At 57.1% G+C, this 17,875-nt stretch carries 11 protein-coding genes; 10 read left to right on the plus strand and 1 reads right to left on the minus strand.

Features of this window, described 5'->3' with window-relative positions:
• The first annotated feature begins 367 nt into the window (after nucleotides 1–367).
• From AC5ZFO_RS08310 to AC5ZFO_RS08325, 4 genes are all read left to right on the plus strand, one after another.
• On the plus strand, nucleotides 368–613 hold the full coding sequence (locus AC5ZFO_RS08310) for a hypothetical protein (protein WP_496121931.1): 246 nt from the start codon (nucleotides 368–370) through the stop codon (nucleotides 611–613).
• Between the two features lie 702 nt (nucleotides 614–1,315).
• Complete coding sequence (locus AC5ZFO_RS08315; protein ID WP_496121932.1) at nucleotides 1,316–2,146, plus strand: hypothetical protein; 831 nt, start codon at nucleotides 1,316–1,318, stop codon at nucleotides 2,144–2,146.
• On the plus strand, nucleotides 2,119–2,310 hold the full coding sequence (locus AC5ZFO_RS08320; protein WP_496121975.1) for a CorA family divalent cation transporter: 192 nt from the start codon (nucleotides 2,119–2,121) through the stop codon (nucleotides 2,308–2,310). The genes AC5ZFO_RS08315 and AC5ZFO_RS08320 overlap by 28 nt, the downstream gene beginning before the upstream one ends.
• Before the next feature lie 385 nt (nucleotides 2,311–2,695).
• The gene (locus tag AC5ZFO_RS08325) at nucleotides 2,696–3,184 is read left to right on the plus strand and encodes a hypothetical protein (protein ID WP_282520702.1); all 489 of its coding nucleotides are present in this window, start codon (nucleotides 2,696–2,698) and stop codon (nucleotides 3,182–3,184) included.
• A gap of 85 nt (nucleotides 3,185–3,269) precedes the next feature.
• Here the strand turns inward: AC5ZFO_RS08325 and AC5ZFO_RS08330 are convergent, their stop codons facing one another.
• On the minus strand, nucleotides 3,270–3,608 hold the full coding sequence (locus AC5ZFO_RS08330) for a hypothetical protein (protein WP_282520701.1): 339 nt from the start codon (nucleotides 3,606–3,608) through the stop codon (nucleotides 3,270–3,272).
• 2,020 nt (nucleotides 3,609–5,628) lie between these two features.
• On the opposite strand from AC5ZFO_RS08330, the gene AC5ZFO_RS08335 reads away from it, so the two are divergent.
• From AC5ZFO_RS08335 to AC5ZFO_RS08360, 6 genes are all read left to right on the plus strand, one after another.
• Complete coding sequence (locus AC5ZFO_RS08335) at nucleotides 5,629–8,442, plus strand: hypothetical protein (protein ID WP_496121933.1); 2,814 nt, start codon at nucleotides 5,629–5,631, stop codon at nucleotides 8,440–8,442.
• A 379-nt stretch (nucleotides 8,443–8,821) separates the two neighbouring features.
• On the plus strand, nucleotides 8,822–12,361 hold the full coding sequence (locus tag AC5ZFO_RS08340) for a CHAT domain-containing protein (protein ID WP_496121934.1): 3,540 nt from the start codon (nucleotides 8,822–8,824) through the stop codon (nucleotides 12,359–12,361).
• 14 nt (nucleotides 12,362–12,375) lie between these two features.
• The gene (locus tag AC5ZFO_RS08345) at nucleotides 12,376–12,699 is read left to right on the plus strand and encodes a hypothetical protein (protein ID WP_496121935.1); all 324 of its coding nucleotides are present in this window, start codon (nucleotides 12,376–12,378) and stop codon (nucleotides 12,697–12,699) included.
• The gene (locus AC5ZFO_RS08350; protein ID WP_496121936.1) at nucleotides 12,700–12,855 is read left to right on the plus strand and encodes a hypothetical protein; all 156 of its coding nucleotides are present in this window, start codon (nucleotides 12,700–12,702) and stop codon (nucleotides 12,853–12,855) included.
• 818 nt (nucleotides 12,856–13,673) lie between these two features.
• Nucleotides 13,674–17,063 carry a hypothetical protein gene (locus AC5ZFO_RS08355; protein ID WP_496121937.1) on the plus strand — a complete coding sequence of 1,130 codons (3,390 nt, stop codon included), beginning with the start codon at nucleotides 13,674–13,676 and terminating at the stop codon, nucleotides 17,061–17,063.
• Nucleotides 17,060–17,617 (plus strand): hypothetical protein, encoded by a 558-nt coding sequence (locus AC5ZFO_RS08360; RefSeq protein WP_282520696.1) that lies wholly within the window; start codon nucleotides 17,060–17,062, stop codon nucleotides 17,615–17,617. The genes AC5ZFO_RS08355 and AC5ZFO_RS08360 overlap by 4 nt, the downstream gene beginning before the upstream one ends.
• Nucleotides 17,618–17,875 lie beyond the last annotated feature (258 nt).

Here is a 17,875-nt window from a genome sequence, read left to right on the forward strand (position 1 = left end):
TGTTACTCATCGCGCACGCGTCAATCGACCTTTAATAAGACCTAGCGAACGTCTGGCGCCAAGGGTTGTCAAGAGAGAGACGATCTGTCGTTTGATACGGCTCACCGCGCAGTCGCGCGTAGGACTATTGGGGCCAATTCCAGATGAAGGCGTTGCCCCGTCGCCAAGGTATTCTGCGTGAGAAAGCGCTCCACGCCGCCGGGAAACGAGATAGCCGCTGCGGTAACGCGCAGCCATCCCGCCAGAGCCACGAATTGCTCGAATCGCATGGCGAGTCTGTCGATCGGCGTGCGTTTGGGGCGAGCTGGCAAGCGAATTGTGTAGCCGTGGAGCGGTTTCAGGCCATTTGAGCATTGGGGAGGATGCTATGACCAAAGATGATTTCAGCGAGAGGTGCTCGGAGTTGGAGCATGTGTGGGAAGAGCTTGAACGGCATCGACATCCGAACGTCTATGCCTGCAAAAGCTGCTTGACCTATGCACGGCGCGATGGGGCGAATATGACGATGATCATGTGCGCCGAGCCCAGGTGCTCCAGCCCAGCAGAGTTGTACATGGAGCCGGAGAAAAAGTGGGTCTTAGAAACCCATTTCGTTGGGGTGATCATTCCCTGAAGCCCGTCCAGGCCGCTTCGTGCAATGGGCCACTTGTCGGGGTACATACGAAGGGAAACCATAACTGCCTTGCGTCTGGAGGCTCCCGTCGCGACCTCCTGCCGCTGCAGACATTCGTTCGCCGACGCCTGCTTTTGGCCGATTGTGTTGCAAAAGTCGAAAATCGAGGGTCGTGGAAAATCTCGCGAAAGTTGATCTTTGGACTTCTCTGCCCCTGCGTCGCTTTTCAACGCCACTACGAAGGCCCGTGGTCGATTTGGATAAAGCGATATGGTCCCTCACGTCGCCAAGCGTAAAACGCTTCAGCGGCTCCAAGAATTTTCGTTCGCCACCTCAAAAAGACTTTTGCAACAATATCGGCCCGTGGCTGACCTCGACCCAGAGCCCGGCGATGTCCGCTTCCGAGAGGTGAGCCGACCAAGGTAACGCTGCCTAACGAGGGCAGCCTTTGACCCATCTGAGACATGGGCGACCTATTTTTGCTGCGATGCACGACACACCCCTTTTTGACGATATGGTAGTCTGTGCTCCGGATAGAGGGCTCATGCGGCGCGGGAGTGGTGCGCCTGTGCACGCGTCTCCCTCAACCCCGGCCCTCTCCCGAATCCGCGCTGCGAAAGATTCCACCTGATCGCCGGATGCAAAATGCTCTCCATGACCAGCCCTTCTCAGGGCCTAAACTCTTAGTGTGTGGTGCCGAAGATGAACCTTGAAACGACGGTTCCGGCGGCGACGAACCCGACCATTACCGCTATCGCCTCGGATGGCGTCCGAAGCGTGGCGACCGAGTTTGATCTGCGTGCGTTAATCGCTGGCGGCAAATTCTTCTGGTTAGACATGGTCGGAGGCAGCGAAGTCGGCCGCGCGAAGTTTCTTGGCGAACTTGGATTCGATCCTGCAGATATCGTTTGGGGGCAGCGCTTCGGACAAGTTGGAAGCTTGGTGATCAGTCCGCAACGGCTGCTCGCAGTGTCATGGCTGGCCGAGCGCTCCGGGAGAAGCTTCATAGAGGTCCACATCTTGGGTTCGAAAAAGTGCATTTTGACCCTATGGAACGGCGATCCTTCAGTGCTCGACGAAATTCACAAGCATTTCGCCGAGCGCGCAGCGAAACTGGAAGAAAGTCCTCTAGCTGCGGCGGCAATTCTGCTCCAATTCTTATTAAGCACGCTTCATAGTGCGATCAGCGAGATCGACGGCCGAATCTGGGAGCTGCGGACGCAAATTCAGCGCGAACCCCAGTCGATCGAGTTTTCAAGTCTTGCAGAAAAATTGCAGCGCCTTCAGGCCGTCTGGTTGGACGTTGATCGCTACAGCAGCGCGGTCCGTACGGGTATTATCGGCATCGAGGCACTGCAAGGTATTGACCAGCGCGCGGCGACCGAGCTGAACGATTATGCTGAGCAGGTCGAACATCTTGAACAGCGGCTTCAGGAACGTACGCACTGGGGCGCTGATATTGTAATGGTTATGCGACCGCGATCGCCCAGCGACAGGCCGAGCAGATCAACCGCCTCACCGCTGTCTCTATAATTTTCTTGCCTATTACCTTTATAACTGGGTTTTTTGGAATGAACTTTGGATGGCTAACCGCATTGGAAGGAAGTAAGACAGCATTTATTGGGTTGGGGCTTGTGATCCCGACCCTGACCGTGGTGGGCACAGCACTATGGCTGAGGCGCCGTAGGTTGATGTGAGTTGATCTCTGCGTGCGCGTTTGGGCTCGACGTGCCGCCTTCGCTACCTCGCCATCGCCGACGAAGGTTATCGAGTAGGACGTGCTCTTACACTGCGCTGCACGAGTCCGGTTATGGCCCATCGCTGACCTCTGTCTCAATCGCCGTGTTGTCGGCTTCTTGGCCGTCAGCGGACCAAGGTCGGGTACGGCCGGACAGCCACTTGTGACCCTGGCTGTGTAAAAACGCGAGAGATCGAAACGCGGCTTCTACGCCATCAAGCGTTTTGGCGTTTTTACACAGCCAAGACCCAAAGCGGACATGAAGTCGGTATCTCCAAATATATTTTATTCCAAGCGGCGGGTCTGGACAGCTACACTATCGCATCCTAATCGCGAGGCGTGAGATGCGACGACGGGATTTTCTCGGGTTAATCGGCGGCGCTGCGGCGTGGTCGCGCTCGGCCCGCGCGCAGGAGCCAAGAACTTTTCGGCTCGGCTCTCTCAAATTGACCGAACCCAACGGGAAGTCGGTTCATATCAACGTGGCGCAAGTAACCTTCATCAGATCTGACACACACATTTCCGGTGCCAACACTGAACTCGGTTTGGCGAGTGGCAAAGCTCAGGGGGTGAAGGAGAATGTCGATGAGGTCATGCAGTTGGTCAAAGCATCGCACCGTGGCGAAATGTCTTGGATCAAATTGACTGAACTTAACGGCGAGCTGATCCACATTAACGTATCACAAGTAACCTCCGTTAGGTTCGACACACAAATTCCGGGTGCAAACGCTGAACTCGGCTTTGCGAGTGGGAAAGTTCAAGGCGTGCGAGAGAATGTCGATGATGTCATGCAGATGATCGCGGCCATTGCAGGAGAACAAGGGAAGCCGTGAAAATTACGGCCCTTGGCGACTTGCCGACCACTAACCCCAATTGCGCGACTTCCGCTTCTGACCCAACCCGAAGCTGAGGGTCGCGCTAATCGCAGCCAGTGATGCGCTTGACCGCCTTCGAGTACTTCTTATGAAGCGAGGTTTTAGCGTCATCCGAAGGGGCGTTACGATCCAGCACACGGTCTGAGGCTAGGCATGTTTCGAGGTCAAGCTGGATGTGCGAGCAAGACCCCAGGGCGTTCTTTTCGGCTTCTTCCTTCGACGCTCCAAATCCAACAAAAGTCTGTACGCGCCCCGCCTCGTTGTCACCCGGCGATACAAGAGTGATTTCCGAAATGTAATAGGACGAGCACGAGGAAGCGTTCACCTCGACAGGAGCAAGAAACATCCCAAGTACAAACAGCATTTGCGCGGTCGCCTTCATAGCTGCTCTCGGTTGTCCTGACTTCTCCGGGGTGAAGGGGTTTCTTCTTTCGTTTTCGGTGATAGTGGGCACTTCCTAGGTCGGCTTGTGATCCTAGCGGACATGGACGGCAGCGCCTTGGCTGATAAGCTAAGATCGAAGTGCATCAAGAGAACGCTCCAGTTCTGCCACCGTTGATCTACGTCAAGGTCAAACAACTTCTGGCGCTCAGGTTGGGCTCAGCCGCGCTTTGAAGGGGCTCCAGTCGCGTATGAGGAGGATCATCGATTTGCGGGTCAAGAGCCTTGGTACAAAAGCCGACCTCGTGATCTGCTAAAGGCATTCACCGCCAATCGTTTCACCGTACCAAATGCGCTCAAGGCGGCAGTATGAATGATGGCAATGGACGCGACTTGCACGGCAGGCCGTGCATTGGCGCACGTCACGTCGGCTTATGGCCGAAGCGCAAAGAGGTCGATGATTCGCATAGCCTCAGTCGCGCTACCGAAGTCGCCCATGAATTTTACGCAAGGCGATGAGGTCCCTCGGATCATTATACGAAGAACGCGCCAGCGGCCCTTAGAATTTTTGACATCTCCTGTAAAACGACTTTTGCAACACAATCGGCCCTTTTGAGACATGACGTAGGACTCTGACAATGTCCGTTGATCGGGGAAGACCGGAAGTGATTGGCGGCCGGTCAAATCGACGCGAATGACCCAAAGCGGAAGTGGCCCGCCGCGACTTTCGGTTTTCACCGACAGTCGCTCGCTGGTTTTGGGGTCTCCGTTTGATCTGGCGAGCCGGATAGAACTAAGCGCCCCATCGATGTTGGCCGGGGTTCATTGGCTTTGCCAAGGACCGGAGAACGCCGTTATGCGAAACTCCATTGCCATTGACTCGTCGCACAGCCGCGCAATCGCTAAAAAGATTGGCGAAAGACTGCGAAAGTCATTTGAAGAAGATCGAGAGCTACCTGAGAACTTCAGAGCGCAAATCGAACGACTCCGTCAATTAGAAGGGGAAGCGCAGCCCGCGAGCGCGAAAAACGTGAGGCAAGGCTGAAGAAATTAGATCTGCGATGCGTCGGGGGCGACCCCCGCGTTTCATATTCAAGTCGGCTGTCGGCCCCAAGCCGACCAACTTAGGCGTCTGCGGGTGGTCCGGTTATGAGGGCAGTCCGGACTTCACCTTCGTGACGTTTGACCGCCGCTTGTCCGCACCCGACGCCGTGGCGCGTCGTCCGAACGAGCGTGCACCGCGTGTCCCTGTCGAAGGAGCGGCTGGGCCGCTGCCAGGCCGAGACCGTCCCCGCTGCCGGTGATGAAAACGATTTGCCATACTGTCTCGTCTGGTTGCTCCGGAACGCACTCTAGAGCGCCCGAGCGTCTCTTCTGATAGGACAAGACTGGTTTTCCCACGCGCCTAGGAACGGCTCGTCGGTCGGCCAAAGGAGGATTAACAAAGGCATCGCCGACGTGGCTAACTCACGCCGAATGTGGTAATCATGGTCGCGCCGCGCCCCTCAAGAGTGCCACACAAAAACTATTCGCCGGACCGAAAAGCTCAATAAAATCAGCGTCCATCGGGGTTGTTGACTCAGTTCAATCCTGTCTGGCAGCGAGTCTTTTCGCACAGACTGATAAGCTTTCAGCTATTTCCTTATCAGTTTGCCAACTGACTCCGTCTCGCTGTTTTCCTTATCAGTCCCGGACTGACTCCATTTCGGCAATTCCCTTATTATTTCGCCAACTATCTCCGTCTCGAATGAAACCCTGTCAGTCTAAGACTCGCTCTCGCACCACGGGACGGAGTTGGTGCGCGTCGTAAGCTCGCAGAAGCGGTACCTGAGACAACGCGGCCTCTCCAGGTTCAATCAGCGGACGGCGCGCGTTGCGTGCTCTTCCAACATTGGCCGGATCGCTATCAATTCGCTCACTTGGCGTTTTACCGCTTAGTTGGCGTTGACAACTCAAGACTCAGATGTACTTTTGACACAACTCTTGATGGTACGCCCCCCTGGTTTGCTGAGGAGCTCAAGATGTCATCCTCCGACGAGCAAGACTCGCAAGAAAGGGTCAAACAGAAGCTTCTGGAGGCACTTAAGCACCGAACGGCTTGCAATTTCTCTCCTGACATCAATGCCGACACCATCGAAAAGAGCTCGGAATGGGATTCGCAGCGTACCGTCGATGCTCGCCTGCTCCGCGATATCCTCCTTGAGGGTGCCGATCTCGCCAATCAACCTCTAGAGATACTTGGCGCGCGCATTTCTGGCAGGGTCGACCTACGCGCTGCGAGCGTCACCAGACCCATTTCCTTCGTGAAATGCGTCTTCTCTCATGCCCTTGATTGCACCGATGCAAGGATGTCGTCGACTTCATTCCGGGAATGCAACGTTGTCGGGATAAATGCTCGTTATGCAGAGTTCGACGGAAGTCTTCTTATGCGCGAGTGTCAGCTCGACGGGCCGTTGGACCTTAGCAGCGCATCCGTCAGTCGCGATATTGACCTACGCCGATCAAAATTGAGCGCCAACAGCCGCATCCTCGCCGACCGCGTAAACGTCGGTGGTTCGATTTATCTACGTGATGGTTTTACAAGCAACGCACAAATTTCACTCGAAGGGGCGCAAATCGCGTCGGCCATCGACGGCATCGAGGGTATATTCCGCAACGATGATGGCCCGGCGCTTCGTCTGAACGCTGCGAAGATTGGGGGTTTTTGCACATTCGCGCGCGCCAAGTTCGAGGCAAAGATGGGGTTGGCCTGCACGGCTGAAGGCGCACAAATCGAGGGCTTCCTATCCTTCGACCGCGCGACGGTCGATGGCACGCTGCTACTGCGAAGTGCGATGATCGGCGCCAACCTCAACCTGAGCGGCTCGAGCCTTTCGAACTCGAATGGACCTGTTATCAATTTGGAACGAGTAAAGATTGGTGGCGATCTTTTAATGCTCCCAACCGACCAAACACGTAACACGGTGCAGGGCTCGATCGTCTTATGGAACGCATCGATCGGCGGCGCATTCCAAATACGTGAAGCATCGATCAACGCCGCCAATTTTCCCGCAGCCGAGCCCGCAGCGATTGTCGCTGACGGCATGCAGGTTGGGGGCTTTGTATCTTTCGAACGCACGACCATTGAAGGCGCATCGCTTCTGCGAAATGTGATTATAGGCGCTAATTTCAATTTGGGTGGTGCATCGCTATCGAACTCTAACGGGCCGGCGATTAACTTAGCGCGAGCAAAAATTGGGGGCGACTTGTTTATGACCCCCTCAGAGGGGACGCGTAACGCGATCACGGGCACAATCGTTCTGTGGAATGCGTCGATTGGTGGCGCGCTCCAGATCCGTGATGCGTCGGTCAAGGGCGCCAACTTCCCTATGCCCGGGCCAGTTGCTATCGCTGCCGACGGCCTGAGGGTAGCAGGCGCGTTGTCTTTCGAACGAGCGAGGGTGGAAGGCACGCTGATGCTGCGAAACGCCACTATCGGCGCAAATCTTAACCTAAGTGGTGCAGTGCTCACGACAGTTAATCTGCCAGCGCTCAACCTGGAACGCGCAAAAGTTGGTGGTGACTTTTTCATGATTCCATCTGAAGGAACGCGTAACGCGATCACGGGCACAATTGTCTTGTGGAATGCGTCGGTCGGTGGCGCGCTCCAGATCCGTGATGCGTCGGTCAAGGGCGCCAATTTTCCATCGGCCGCGCCAGCGGCCATTGCCGCGGACGGTGTGCAGGTCGGCGACTTCTTGCTCTTGGTACGCTCGCAGGTGACAGGACCGGTTCTGCTGAAAGATGCGCAAATTCGCCGCAGCGTGAACCTTTCCGGCAGCACAATCGACAACCCCACCGCGATTGCCCTTGACTTGGAGCGCTCGAAGATCGGCGGCGACCTATTCATCCGGCCAGATCGCTCCACCGGAGCATCGTCAGACGTGCGCTGCGCACAGGTCAACGGCGGAGTTATCATGACGGCAACAGCCGTTGCTGGCAGCGTCCACATCAATGAAGCACTACAAAGTGGAAACCAAGCCCTTTCATTCAACCGGCTGGCTGTGTCTGGCGCCTTTGTTCTTGAAAACTTCCAGTGTGGTGAAGGCAAGTTTTCACTCTCCAACGCTAAAGTGCTCGCCTTTAACGACGGGGGTACTGACTGGCCTGGCCGACCCGGAGCCTTGTCGCTGAACGGCTTTGAATACAGCCTGCTGAGCGGCAACGCCCCGACCAAGTGGCGCAAGCGCCTTGCGTGGCTGAGGTGCTCAGAGCCGAAAGCACCAACGTGGCAACGACGCCTAAGATGGCTATTCCGATTCCGCAATGCTGAGACAAAGGCCGAAGACGAGTTCAATCCGCAGCCCTTCATGACCTTGGTAGCGGTGTTGCGGCGCGCCGGCTACGACAGAGACGCAAGAATGATTGCGATCCATCGACATCGCGAGGCGCGCAAATTTTTGGGATTGGGCTCTCCCTCTTGGCTTGGCAATATTCTGATGGAAGTCGCATGCGGACACGGCTACCGGCCCTGGCTCGCGGCGTTATGGATTGCTGTTTTCGTCGGGTTTGGTGCGTGGATGTTCGATTTGACGGCCGACGACCTCATAAGGTCGAAGGATTCTACAGCATTTCAAGACAGTCAGAAAACCTATCCGCCGTTTGACAAGATACTCTATTCCGCCGACGTCCTCCTGCCGATTGTCAATTTGCAACAGAAAGATTATTGGACGCCAAACAGCAAGACGAACCCGGGAAAATTCGCCCGGTACTACCTTCCAATTCACATATTGGTCGGATGGTTTTTCACGACCTTGTTTGTTGTCGGCGTCACCGGGCTAATCCGCAGAGAATGAAGGAGAGGCCCTAGTCTGCGGTGCTCGGGATCATGGAGCCCGCGCCGCCCCAAATTAGTCGCCAATAGCGGAAAATCGCACAATCGTTCCCAGTCACTTTTTCAGCTGAAGCTTATCGGTAGCTTCTGCCGTAACCTTCGGACCGGCTGGAGGAAGTCCCGAGCCCGCGCTTATTTTTAGACAAATTACCTATCAAGAGCATCGCTCTGCGGCGGCCGCCGATCTCAAAAACGCGACTGGTCGCGCCCAGCTCATCGATTTTTTTTTCGCCGGATCGAGGCCGATTTTGCCGGGCTTCCCCGGGAGCGCGCGAAGGGTATACTACCTGAGATTTATTCATTCAATACGACCTATTCCTTCGTGTCATTTGAGTGGTTCCATGGCTGTTTGCTGTCAATCAAGAGATTGCGGACGAGCTGCGCCAGCCGACCTGCAATGGCGCCCGGTTCTCGCATTCAGTATCTCCGACATTGTCGATCTTTTTACCGACAAGTTCGATGCATTCGACTGTCCCCATTGCGGGGCGCAGTCATCAATCCATCCCAGCCTCGCCGGGGTCTTCACAGTCGAGGCCAAGCTGTTGTTGGTCGATCGAGGCTTCGACGCAGAGCCGGTCGTCCGCACCACGTTGGCGCCGCTCGTGGCTGCGACCAAGTCTCCCCTGGTCGCCGAGCAAGTCAGAACTCTTGACCAGTTCAAAGATGTGTTCGCCGCAAAGGTGAAGGCGACGGCGCGAACGTTCCCCTATGGCGACTTCACCGGCAACAAGGTCCCGCAGGATCTGGCCAATTGGCGAAGTCTCCAAGGCGAGATTTTGACGGCCTTTGTTGTCGGCGCATTGGACATTGTCCCGCATTTTGGCGTCCATGCCGCGACGCCAGACGGCGAGAAAGCAAGCGTTGAAGCGACCGTCAAGCAAATTGAAAACCTGACCCTGCGTCTTCTGACGAGTTGGTCGCTAGGCTTGCCGACAATAACGCGGCAAGTCAGCCTCGAAGAAGTGCTCATTCGCTTGATCGACAGCTGCGGCGTCATCGCGCTGCTTCGCGATCGAGCAATTGATAGGCTCGCCGCCAGTCGGCGTGTCATCGACGAGAAGGATTTAGACTTCCGGATAAGGTTTCATTATTGCGCCATTGAAGCCACTGTCTATGGCATGCTGGGGAAGGATAATCCGCATGCTGACGAATGGGCTGCTGCCTACCTTATGGTCCGTCGCACCTGTCGCGAAGGCGAGCTTGGCGAGGAAGATCGTTTCCTTTTGGGCGCGCGGCGGCTCGCCACCACGATTCCATACGAGCATGCGTGGAACGCCGTCGCCGCGTCGGCCAATTCGATCCTCAAGCTGCCAGATCCAGCGCAGAAGAAAAAGGAATTGCAATATCTCGAGGAGGCCGCCGACGATCTCGGATACCCGGGGCTCCTGGAAGCCGTGATCCATAGTGCGGGACAGCGGAGAAAGCCGACCGAGACAGCCGTGCCCGAACCCGAACCTGCCCCCGATCCTGATCCTGATCCCGTCGACAAGCGAACGCCAGAATGGTTCGCGGCACGCATTGTGACGGGCTACAAGGATGGAAGCCTGAGCAATCTAGGCGAGACATTGAGGCTGTTGCGGCCTCCTTGGTACTCGGATCCAGAGACCGTCGCGCGGTTTTTCGACCTGCTGGAACCTGCAACGAAAGCCAATCCAGAAGAACAGGCGGCGCTTCTGACCTGGTTTGGCGAGCGAATGAAGTTGCTGGGCGCGCCAAAACCCGTGCTTGCGCGAATGGGCGCAGAGCCAGCGCCATGGGAGGCTAGACTTAGCAATGTTGCGCAACGCCGGCTCTGGACGGAGCGTAGTAACGCGCTACGTCTTGCAGGCAATACCGCTGCCGCACTCAAGGTGGCTGAGGCTACTTTGAGAATTACGGAGGCGGATTCGGACGCGCCGCAGGGACACAAGGCCACGGCCTGGATGAACTATGGCATCCTGCTGCGAGAGAATGGCCAATTTGCCAAAGCGGAGCAATGTCTGCTGCAGGCCATCAGCCTCACCTCCGAGAGCCAGCGGTGGTCGCCGCTTCATTCTCTGTCATCGATCTTTGTTCAGACGGGCCGGCCGGCTGAAGCCGCTGACGTACTTGCCGAGGCGCGAAAGACCGCGGGCGGCCCTGATCTGGCGGATGTCCGCCTGTCGCTTCTGCTGACGGAGGTCGCCATACGGATGCAGCTCGGCCAGCGCGAGCGCGCCGAGACGCTGCTGGCCAAGGCCCCTTCCCCGGAAACGATGCCGGACCAAGCGCTTGTCAGCTACACCAACATTCTCAAGACGCTGGTCGATCGTCCTGACGGTTTTGAGAAATATCGGCCTGTGGCGCTTGCACTGCTACCGCGCCTGATGGGTATCATCGACAAGTTCGAGGCCGTTGGAAACCATGTTCAGGCGCAGGGCGCCAGTCACGGCGCGGCCGAGGTCGCGGAAGCTTTCGCGCTGCCGGAGGCCGAAGAGCTCTGGTATCGTGACGCCGCGATCAGTCTCAAGGCCGGCCGGCTGCCCGATCCGCGCACCGCCATCGAGCTCGCAATCTATAGGCTTCGTGAGAATCCGGAGACGTTTCGCGAGAGGATCTTGATGATCCCGGGTGCGATCGCGCAGCGAGCGACCGGCATATCGCTCAACGCCGAGTCGATGGACGTGCTCTCGCCACTGGACGGTCCGTTCGAACGTTTGGCCATGGCAGTCTACGAAAAGGAGCTTGGCCCGGGAGCCATCCAGCTCGTCGCCGAGCTTCGACGAAATGCCCATTCCAGAGCGATTGAGAGCGCGAGCGGAGACGGTCCCGGTTTCAGTTGCGGTCTGCAGATTGCAGCAACAATGCGGAGTGACGACACGCCCTTCATCGTGCTGGAATGGTGCGAGGTTCCGGACGGCTTGCTCGGCCTCGTCACTTTCGTCGCCGGTGGTGACGGACAGGCTCAATATATCAGCAAGTCGGAGGAACTCGATCTTATCGGCACGGCGGAGAAAATTGGCACGCGGCTCGAGAATTGGCGAAGCGGGCGCAAGGGTCAGCCCTATGACGCGCTTGATTGGGAGTTGATCAAACAGGGCCTTCGCATCATCGCCGCGACCTATCTGCCTGAAGGGGGCCACGTCGTCGTTATCGACGACGCGACCCTGTCTGGCTTTCCATTCCATATCGCGCTCGCGCCGGAATGGACTGTTTCCTATTCATCAGACTGGCTGGCCATTGAGGCTGCGGTGAAGGCGAATGGCGACGCACCGTCGCGGCCGCGGCTTGGCGTTTTGCATGCGCCACGTTCAAACGAGACTGTTGCGGTTCGCGCGGCTCTGCTGGCTTCCGACATGGCGATGCGCGATATCGCAAAGCGCAAGGGACTTGACTGCGACCACGCGGAACCCGGTTCGGCAGACGCAGCTGCTTTCCGTCGCCTGCTCGATACCAGCGATGCCCTAAAAGTCCTCTGTCATGGGCAAGTTACAAAGGAGGACCATGAAGTCGTCCTGCTCATAGATCACGACGGCCGCCCGCCCCCGGGCTACAGCTTCGGTGTCATGCTCGAGACAGCTCAAGGACATCGCTTCGGGCGCAAGCAGTTGGGTGAACAGACGGTCGCCCCGCGTACGCTGTTTCTCGGCGCGTGCTCAGGCGGGTTTGTGTCGGTCGCCGGGCTGGACGAGCGTACCAGTTTTGCATCGATGTTGGCACGAGCCGGGACGAAATCGGTGCTGGCTCCGCGCTGGAAGATCGACGCCGAACTCGCGCTGCCGGTCCTGGACGATGTCATCGCCCGTTTCGTCGATGGCGAACCGCTCGCAAAGGCGGTCTTGGCTGCGGCGGAAGCCGCAATAAAGCGTGGCGTTCCGGAATGGCAAGCCCACGCATTTACGATTGAAGGAGCATGGATATGACTATTGCAGACCAGTTGAACGCCAAGGGTGCGACGCCGGAAACGATCCTACAGATCCTCAAGACGTCGGTGTTCGAGGCGTCCGACGATCGCTCGCCGGATGAAATGAAGGCGGTTTTGAAGCGAGCAGCAAGCGATCCTGAGAAGGTGGACCAGGCCCTCAAGGAGCTCGAGGCGAAGCCAGAGCTCGTGCGGGACATCGCGATGATGTGGATCTCCTTTGCGGCCAGCGACCCAGAATATAAGGATGCGGTTGAGGGCGCGATCGACGGCGCGGACCGCGAGATGCCTATGCTGGAGATCGGCGCGATCACGCTGATCGCCCTGTACGCGATTTAGATGATGGGACCCGACAAGCCCATCAAGGAGAAGACGACAACCAAATGGAACAAGGATGGCTCGTTCCAAGAAACGACGGAAGCGGAATATTCGCGCTTTGATGCGCCGGTGAAAGCCCTGCTCGGCATCTTCACCAAAGGCGCTGCCAATGGTTGAAGTGCGATGTGCGTCGTTACTTTTCAGGTTTTAGCTTCGAGCTCGCTTCCCTTACGCGCGCTTCCTTAGTTTTATCCCGCGAAGCCACGCTTGAGGCAGAAATTCGGGCCGCATCGCCGAGATTCGCCAAAGGGCTAGAAGCTGGTGCTGCTCAATAATTTTCGTGGCTGGTTCAGGTGCCAGCCACCACTCGGGTGCCAGGATCGCCCCATAGACTTTTCGGCAAACTGATAAGGTTTGTGTAATTTCCTTATCAGTCGGCTAACTGACTCCGTTTCGTATGGTTGCTTGTCGTTCAGCAAGCTGACTCCGTTTGTACGATAATAGAGGCTCGGTTGGTCAGTTGTGCGAGCAGCCTCAAGCAAGATTCGGCTTCGGAGCAGCACCGGACAATGACCGGGCAGCATTTAAGGGCGACCTCGGCAATTCTACGAGAATGGAGGGAAGACCATCAACAATTTCGCCCCGTCCGGAGACACATAGTGTCGCTCCCGGGTCAGCATAAAACCGGTTTTCTTCGGCAAACGACGGAGCCGCCTGGGACACCGCCATGAAAGGGCTACCAGCACCGGTATGCGCCAGCACGGCTTCCTCTGGCGGCCTAACCACTCTCGTTTGGGTTGACGATCCGTGGTACCTTGGCCTGCAGGGTGGCATCAGAGGATATGCTCGGCGGGGGTCAAACCAAGATGAGCTCTATCCGTTACGAGGCTTGGCTCAGTGCCTTGATTGCAGCCCCGCTTTTCGTTTGGTTCATAGGCGGGACTGCCCCAGCATTTTGTGCCGAGCCCGGGACCACACCTTTCGGCCGATCTCTTATGGCGGTCCTCGACGACGAAAACCCCCTAGTTCGCGCACAAGGATGGAGTTTTCTGGGGTGGCTGGGAACCTTGTCAAATCCCAACCCATTGCACACGGAGACCTTCAAGCGCGTCGTCCGAGAAGATGGCAAACCTCTTGCACATCGCGCGGACGGCTTGCTTTCGAGGCTTCGCGACAAGAATCTTTCGCCAGACGAAGCCCGGGCCGCGAGCTCTGAATTCGAGGCACTTCGCAATGCCGCGCTGGGGGTCCCCGAGATTGCGGCTTTACTCGTGACTTCAGCTCGGCTGGACCAGTCCGTTCCGGCGAGCGACTTGGATCAAATCAAGCAAGCTTCCGCTCGCGTCCGGCAGGCGTCCCGTCCGCCCCTGCTCAGGTCAGCATCCGCCAAAGAGACGGAAGCTTTGATTGCAACTTTAGCATCGCGATCGCCGAATGACCGAGATTCGCGTCTTGACTCAGCAAACACGGTCGCGACCGTTCAACTCACCGCCGCTCAAGCCGACGCACTTGAACCCCTTGCAAGAGACACCTCTGCAGACATCGACCTACGCCGTTTGCTTGTCCTTGCTTTGATCCGCAATAACCGCGCGTCGGCGGCACTGTCGTTTGTTGATGAGCAACTGTTGCGGCCGAACGTGACAAGTGAGGCCGGCACATATGCACTCGAAACCCTGACAGAGCTTGCCTTTGTCGATCCTATCGCGGCCCGAAAGGCCATATCTGACCGCGCGCAGCTGTTGCTGCCATTTCTCACTGACTTTGAGCACTTCACCAATGCGAGCGCGGTCTTAAGCCGTCTCTCTGGAGATGAGATTGCAAAGCAAACCTCGCACGCTCTGACAAAACGAATCGAGTTGGGCCTTGGCCTTGTCGGCTCCGCGTGTGCATACGCTGTTTCGCTTCCGCGATCGCCCGGAATTCCGGTGGGACTTGCGCTGTTCGGAGGTACGGAAAAAACTCGTCCCGATCCTGCGAATACCGCCGCCTGCGTCCTTCTGCTCGACCCGAATACGCCAGCTAGCAAGCATCTGCGCGACTTGCTGGTCGGCAGACAATCGGAGAGCCGGGACGACCGTTACGCACATTTCGTATATCTCGATGCGCTCTGGTCACGAAGTTCGGACCTCGACGCGAGTGCATTTCCAAACACCGTGGCCAACTTGCGGAAATCGCTCGTTTCATCCGCGGCCAACCTCTTGGACGCCGTACCGCTGTTCAGTTTCGCGGGCGTAGACGCAATTTCCGCCTGGGCAGCCCGGGCGGAGCCCCTCGGTTTGTCGGCCCAGTTCTCTAGACATTATTGGACGCGCTGGGCAATAACCCGCATCCCCGGCATAGCTTCAGCACTCGTCGTCTGGCTGGCCGCCCTCGTGGCTCTCGTCTTAATGTCACGTTCCGCCAATATACGCGCGTTCCTGTTGTTCCACCCGTTTGGACGACAGCTCGGTCTTTTCGGACAAGTCAACACGTTCATCTTCGCAGCGCCATATTTGCGACGGCTGTTCTTTCGGCCGTACCGCAGCACGATGCTTGGTGTGCTCGGCCAACAAGACGTCAGCGACTATGACGAAAAGGCCTATTTCGTGGGGTCTGGCGCCACCCCCATCCAAAGAGGCGGGATCGCAGCGCAGATCCGCGAACTAGATCGCCAGACGGTATCGCAGGAGTCATCGCCCTCTGCCTCCGTTGTTGTGGCTCTGAGAGCCTGGAAAGGAAGGGTAGTGCTTGTTGGCCCTTCCGGGCGTGGCAAGACGATGTTCTTGCGACATCACATCCTTTGGGCCGGGGGCATTCGCGAACCGGCCATTTTTGCAACGGCGTCATCGCTGCGAGGTGATCTGCGAAAGGCCATGCTAGGCCGGTTAAGCGGCGCTATAACCGATGAGGGTTTTTTGGACTCGCTCGTCGCATCTGGCAAGCTCGACGTCTACATCGACGGGCTGAACGAGGTCGACGCTGAAGCTCGCTCGGCAATTACGGACTATGTCACCGCACGCCCCGGTGCCAATATTTTCCTCACGACGCAGCCACTTGAGCGTTATCCTGGAGACGCCGCACTCTTCTTTCTGTTGCCCTTAACGCGGACACAGGTTGTTGAGTTTCTGCTTACCCGCGGGTCGAACTTGCCTGAAGGCGCAAAGATACGCGGGGATTCGTTCGTAGCGCAAGCCAAGGCGTTCGTTGCCGAACGGCTTGCCGAAGCGGATGCTCAGGCGGCGACACCGGAAGACGGTACAGGCGTCGAGCGTGCCCGAGCACTTATCGACCGGCTCTCAAATCCGATGGACCTCCAAACCGTCGCTGAGCTGCTGGCTCTCGGCCAACGGCCGGACATATGGGGGCTGCAGAAGCAGCGCCACCGGCTGGTCGAAGAAAGGTATCAGGATCGTACGAACGGCGAACGGTTTCCGTTAAATGCGTTCTCACGTAGCGTCTACGAGGCACGCCGAGACGCAAGAACCGAGGTTGATGAAGTCCGCTTTCCACGAATCGCCGAGATACTGTTGGAAGAGAAGCAGATTCAACGATACGTCTCTAACGATTCGTCGTTCAAGTCTGACGGATACATCTTTCGCCACGACAAGATCCGCGACTTTTACACTTACAAGGCCTTCGTCGTGGACCCGACGTTGCGTGTGACGCACGCCGATGATGACAAGTTTTCCGGGGTCTATGATCTGCTGACTGTCGAGTTGCCTGCGAACGAGGCGATCGCATTGCGTGAATTTCTCCTGGAGAGCGCCCTCGATCGGAGCGATCACCGCCTCTCCGATCGATATCTAGAGGGAATGCGCGCAAGGCGCTTCTTGGAAAGCAAGGATCCAGATTGGTTGCCACAATATGACCGACCGGACGTTGCGGCCGAGAACGTCACCATCTCCCGCAACGAGACATTGCGGGCTGGACTCTTGGATGAGACGGCGCGGGCTGTCGCGCGTCTTGACGCGGGACGATCCGGCACGCGTGTATTGTCTTCAGCTCTTTCCGACGCACTACTGGAAGCGGCTGTCGCGCTACTGCAGGAAGCTGGTTTTTCGCGCGGCGAGCTGATCGCTGGGCAACGAACCTTGATATACCATTCGGATTGGAGCAGCTTCGGCTTGTTGACTATTGCTACCCCTACTTCGCTTACCTTGAGCTTGATCCATGCGACAAAGGCGAACCTGGACGCCTTGCCGATCGATAGCGAGCCGACTTTGCTGCTGATCAATGCCGAGGCGGACCTACCTCCGTCCGATCGGTCCTCGCAAGCGATAGAACTTGCCCGCTCCGAGATTACCCGACCAAACGTCGTTATCTTTACTGCGCTCGATCTGCTGACCCGGGTGCGCCAAGGCTTCCCAGACGACGGCCCACTAGCCAACACCTGGAGGCGAAAATGAACGTTCGGCCTTTCTTCGCAACAGCGATGATACTGGTGGCTACGCTGCAGACTTCATCAGTTTCCGGGCAGTCGGGCGTCAAAATATTTCGCAACAGCTATATCGAGTTTGAGATGCCCGCTGCGTGGGATTGTGAGCAGGATGGCGTTGCGTTTGCGTGTCAGGAAGCAAACCGCAAATCCGTAGATATGATGGCGCTCCTCGCGGCCAAAGTGGTGGATCCACAACGGGATACTCTCGAGGTCTATGCGTCCCAACTTGCCCAGCCGAAAGAATGGAAGGACTTGAGCGGTGGAATTACAGTGTCGAGCGAAGTTCGGTCAGGAACGAAGTGCTATGACGGCAAGCTTTGGCAGTGGGCGCATCACTACCAATCGGAACTTCACAATTATTACACGGACTATTTCGTTCGCATTCAAGGAGGCATCACAGCGCTGGTAACGATGTCCTATCATCGATCTGTCGAAACCGAAGGAAGTGCAATAGCTGCCACAATTGCGCGACGCTTGCGAATGATCGCGAGCCAGTTAGACCAAGACGCAACGGAGTGTTGATCTCCACCAGTGCGGAGATCTTGATCCTTAGAAGGACGCAACAGTAACTGATAAGCTTTGCGACCAACGCTTATCAGTGGAAGATCCGCTCCAACAACAACTAAGCACATCAGGCTAAAGCACCGGCTTTAAGAGCAGAAGCCATCGAGCGGCTCGAAGTCGCCGAATGGCCCATCTGAGACCCTCCCCTGCACGCTAAGAGTGTCCGCTGGGCGCGGCCGACCGGAAGTCAAAGCCGCGGGAGGACGCAATTGACCC

The sequence above is a fragment of the Bradyrhizobium sp. Unk1 genome (assembly GCF_059512345.1).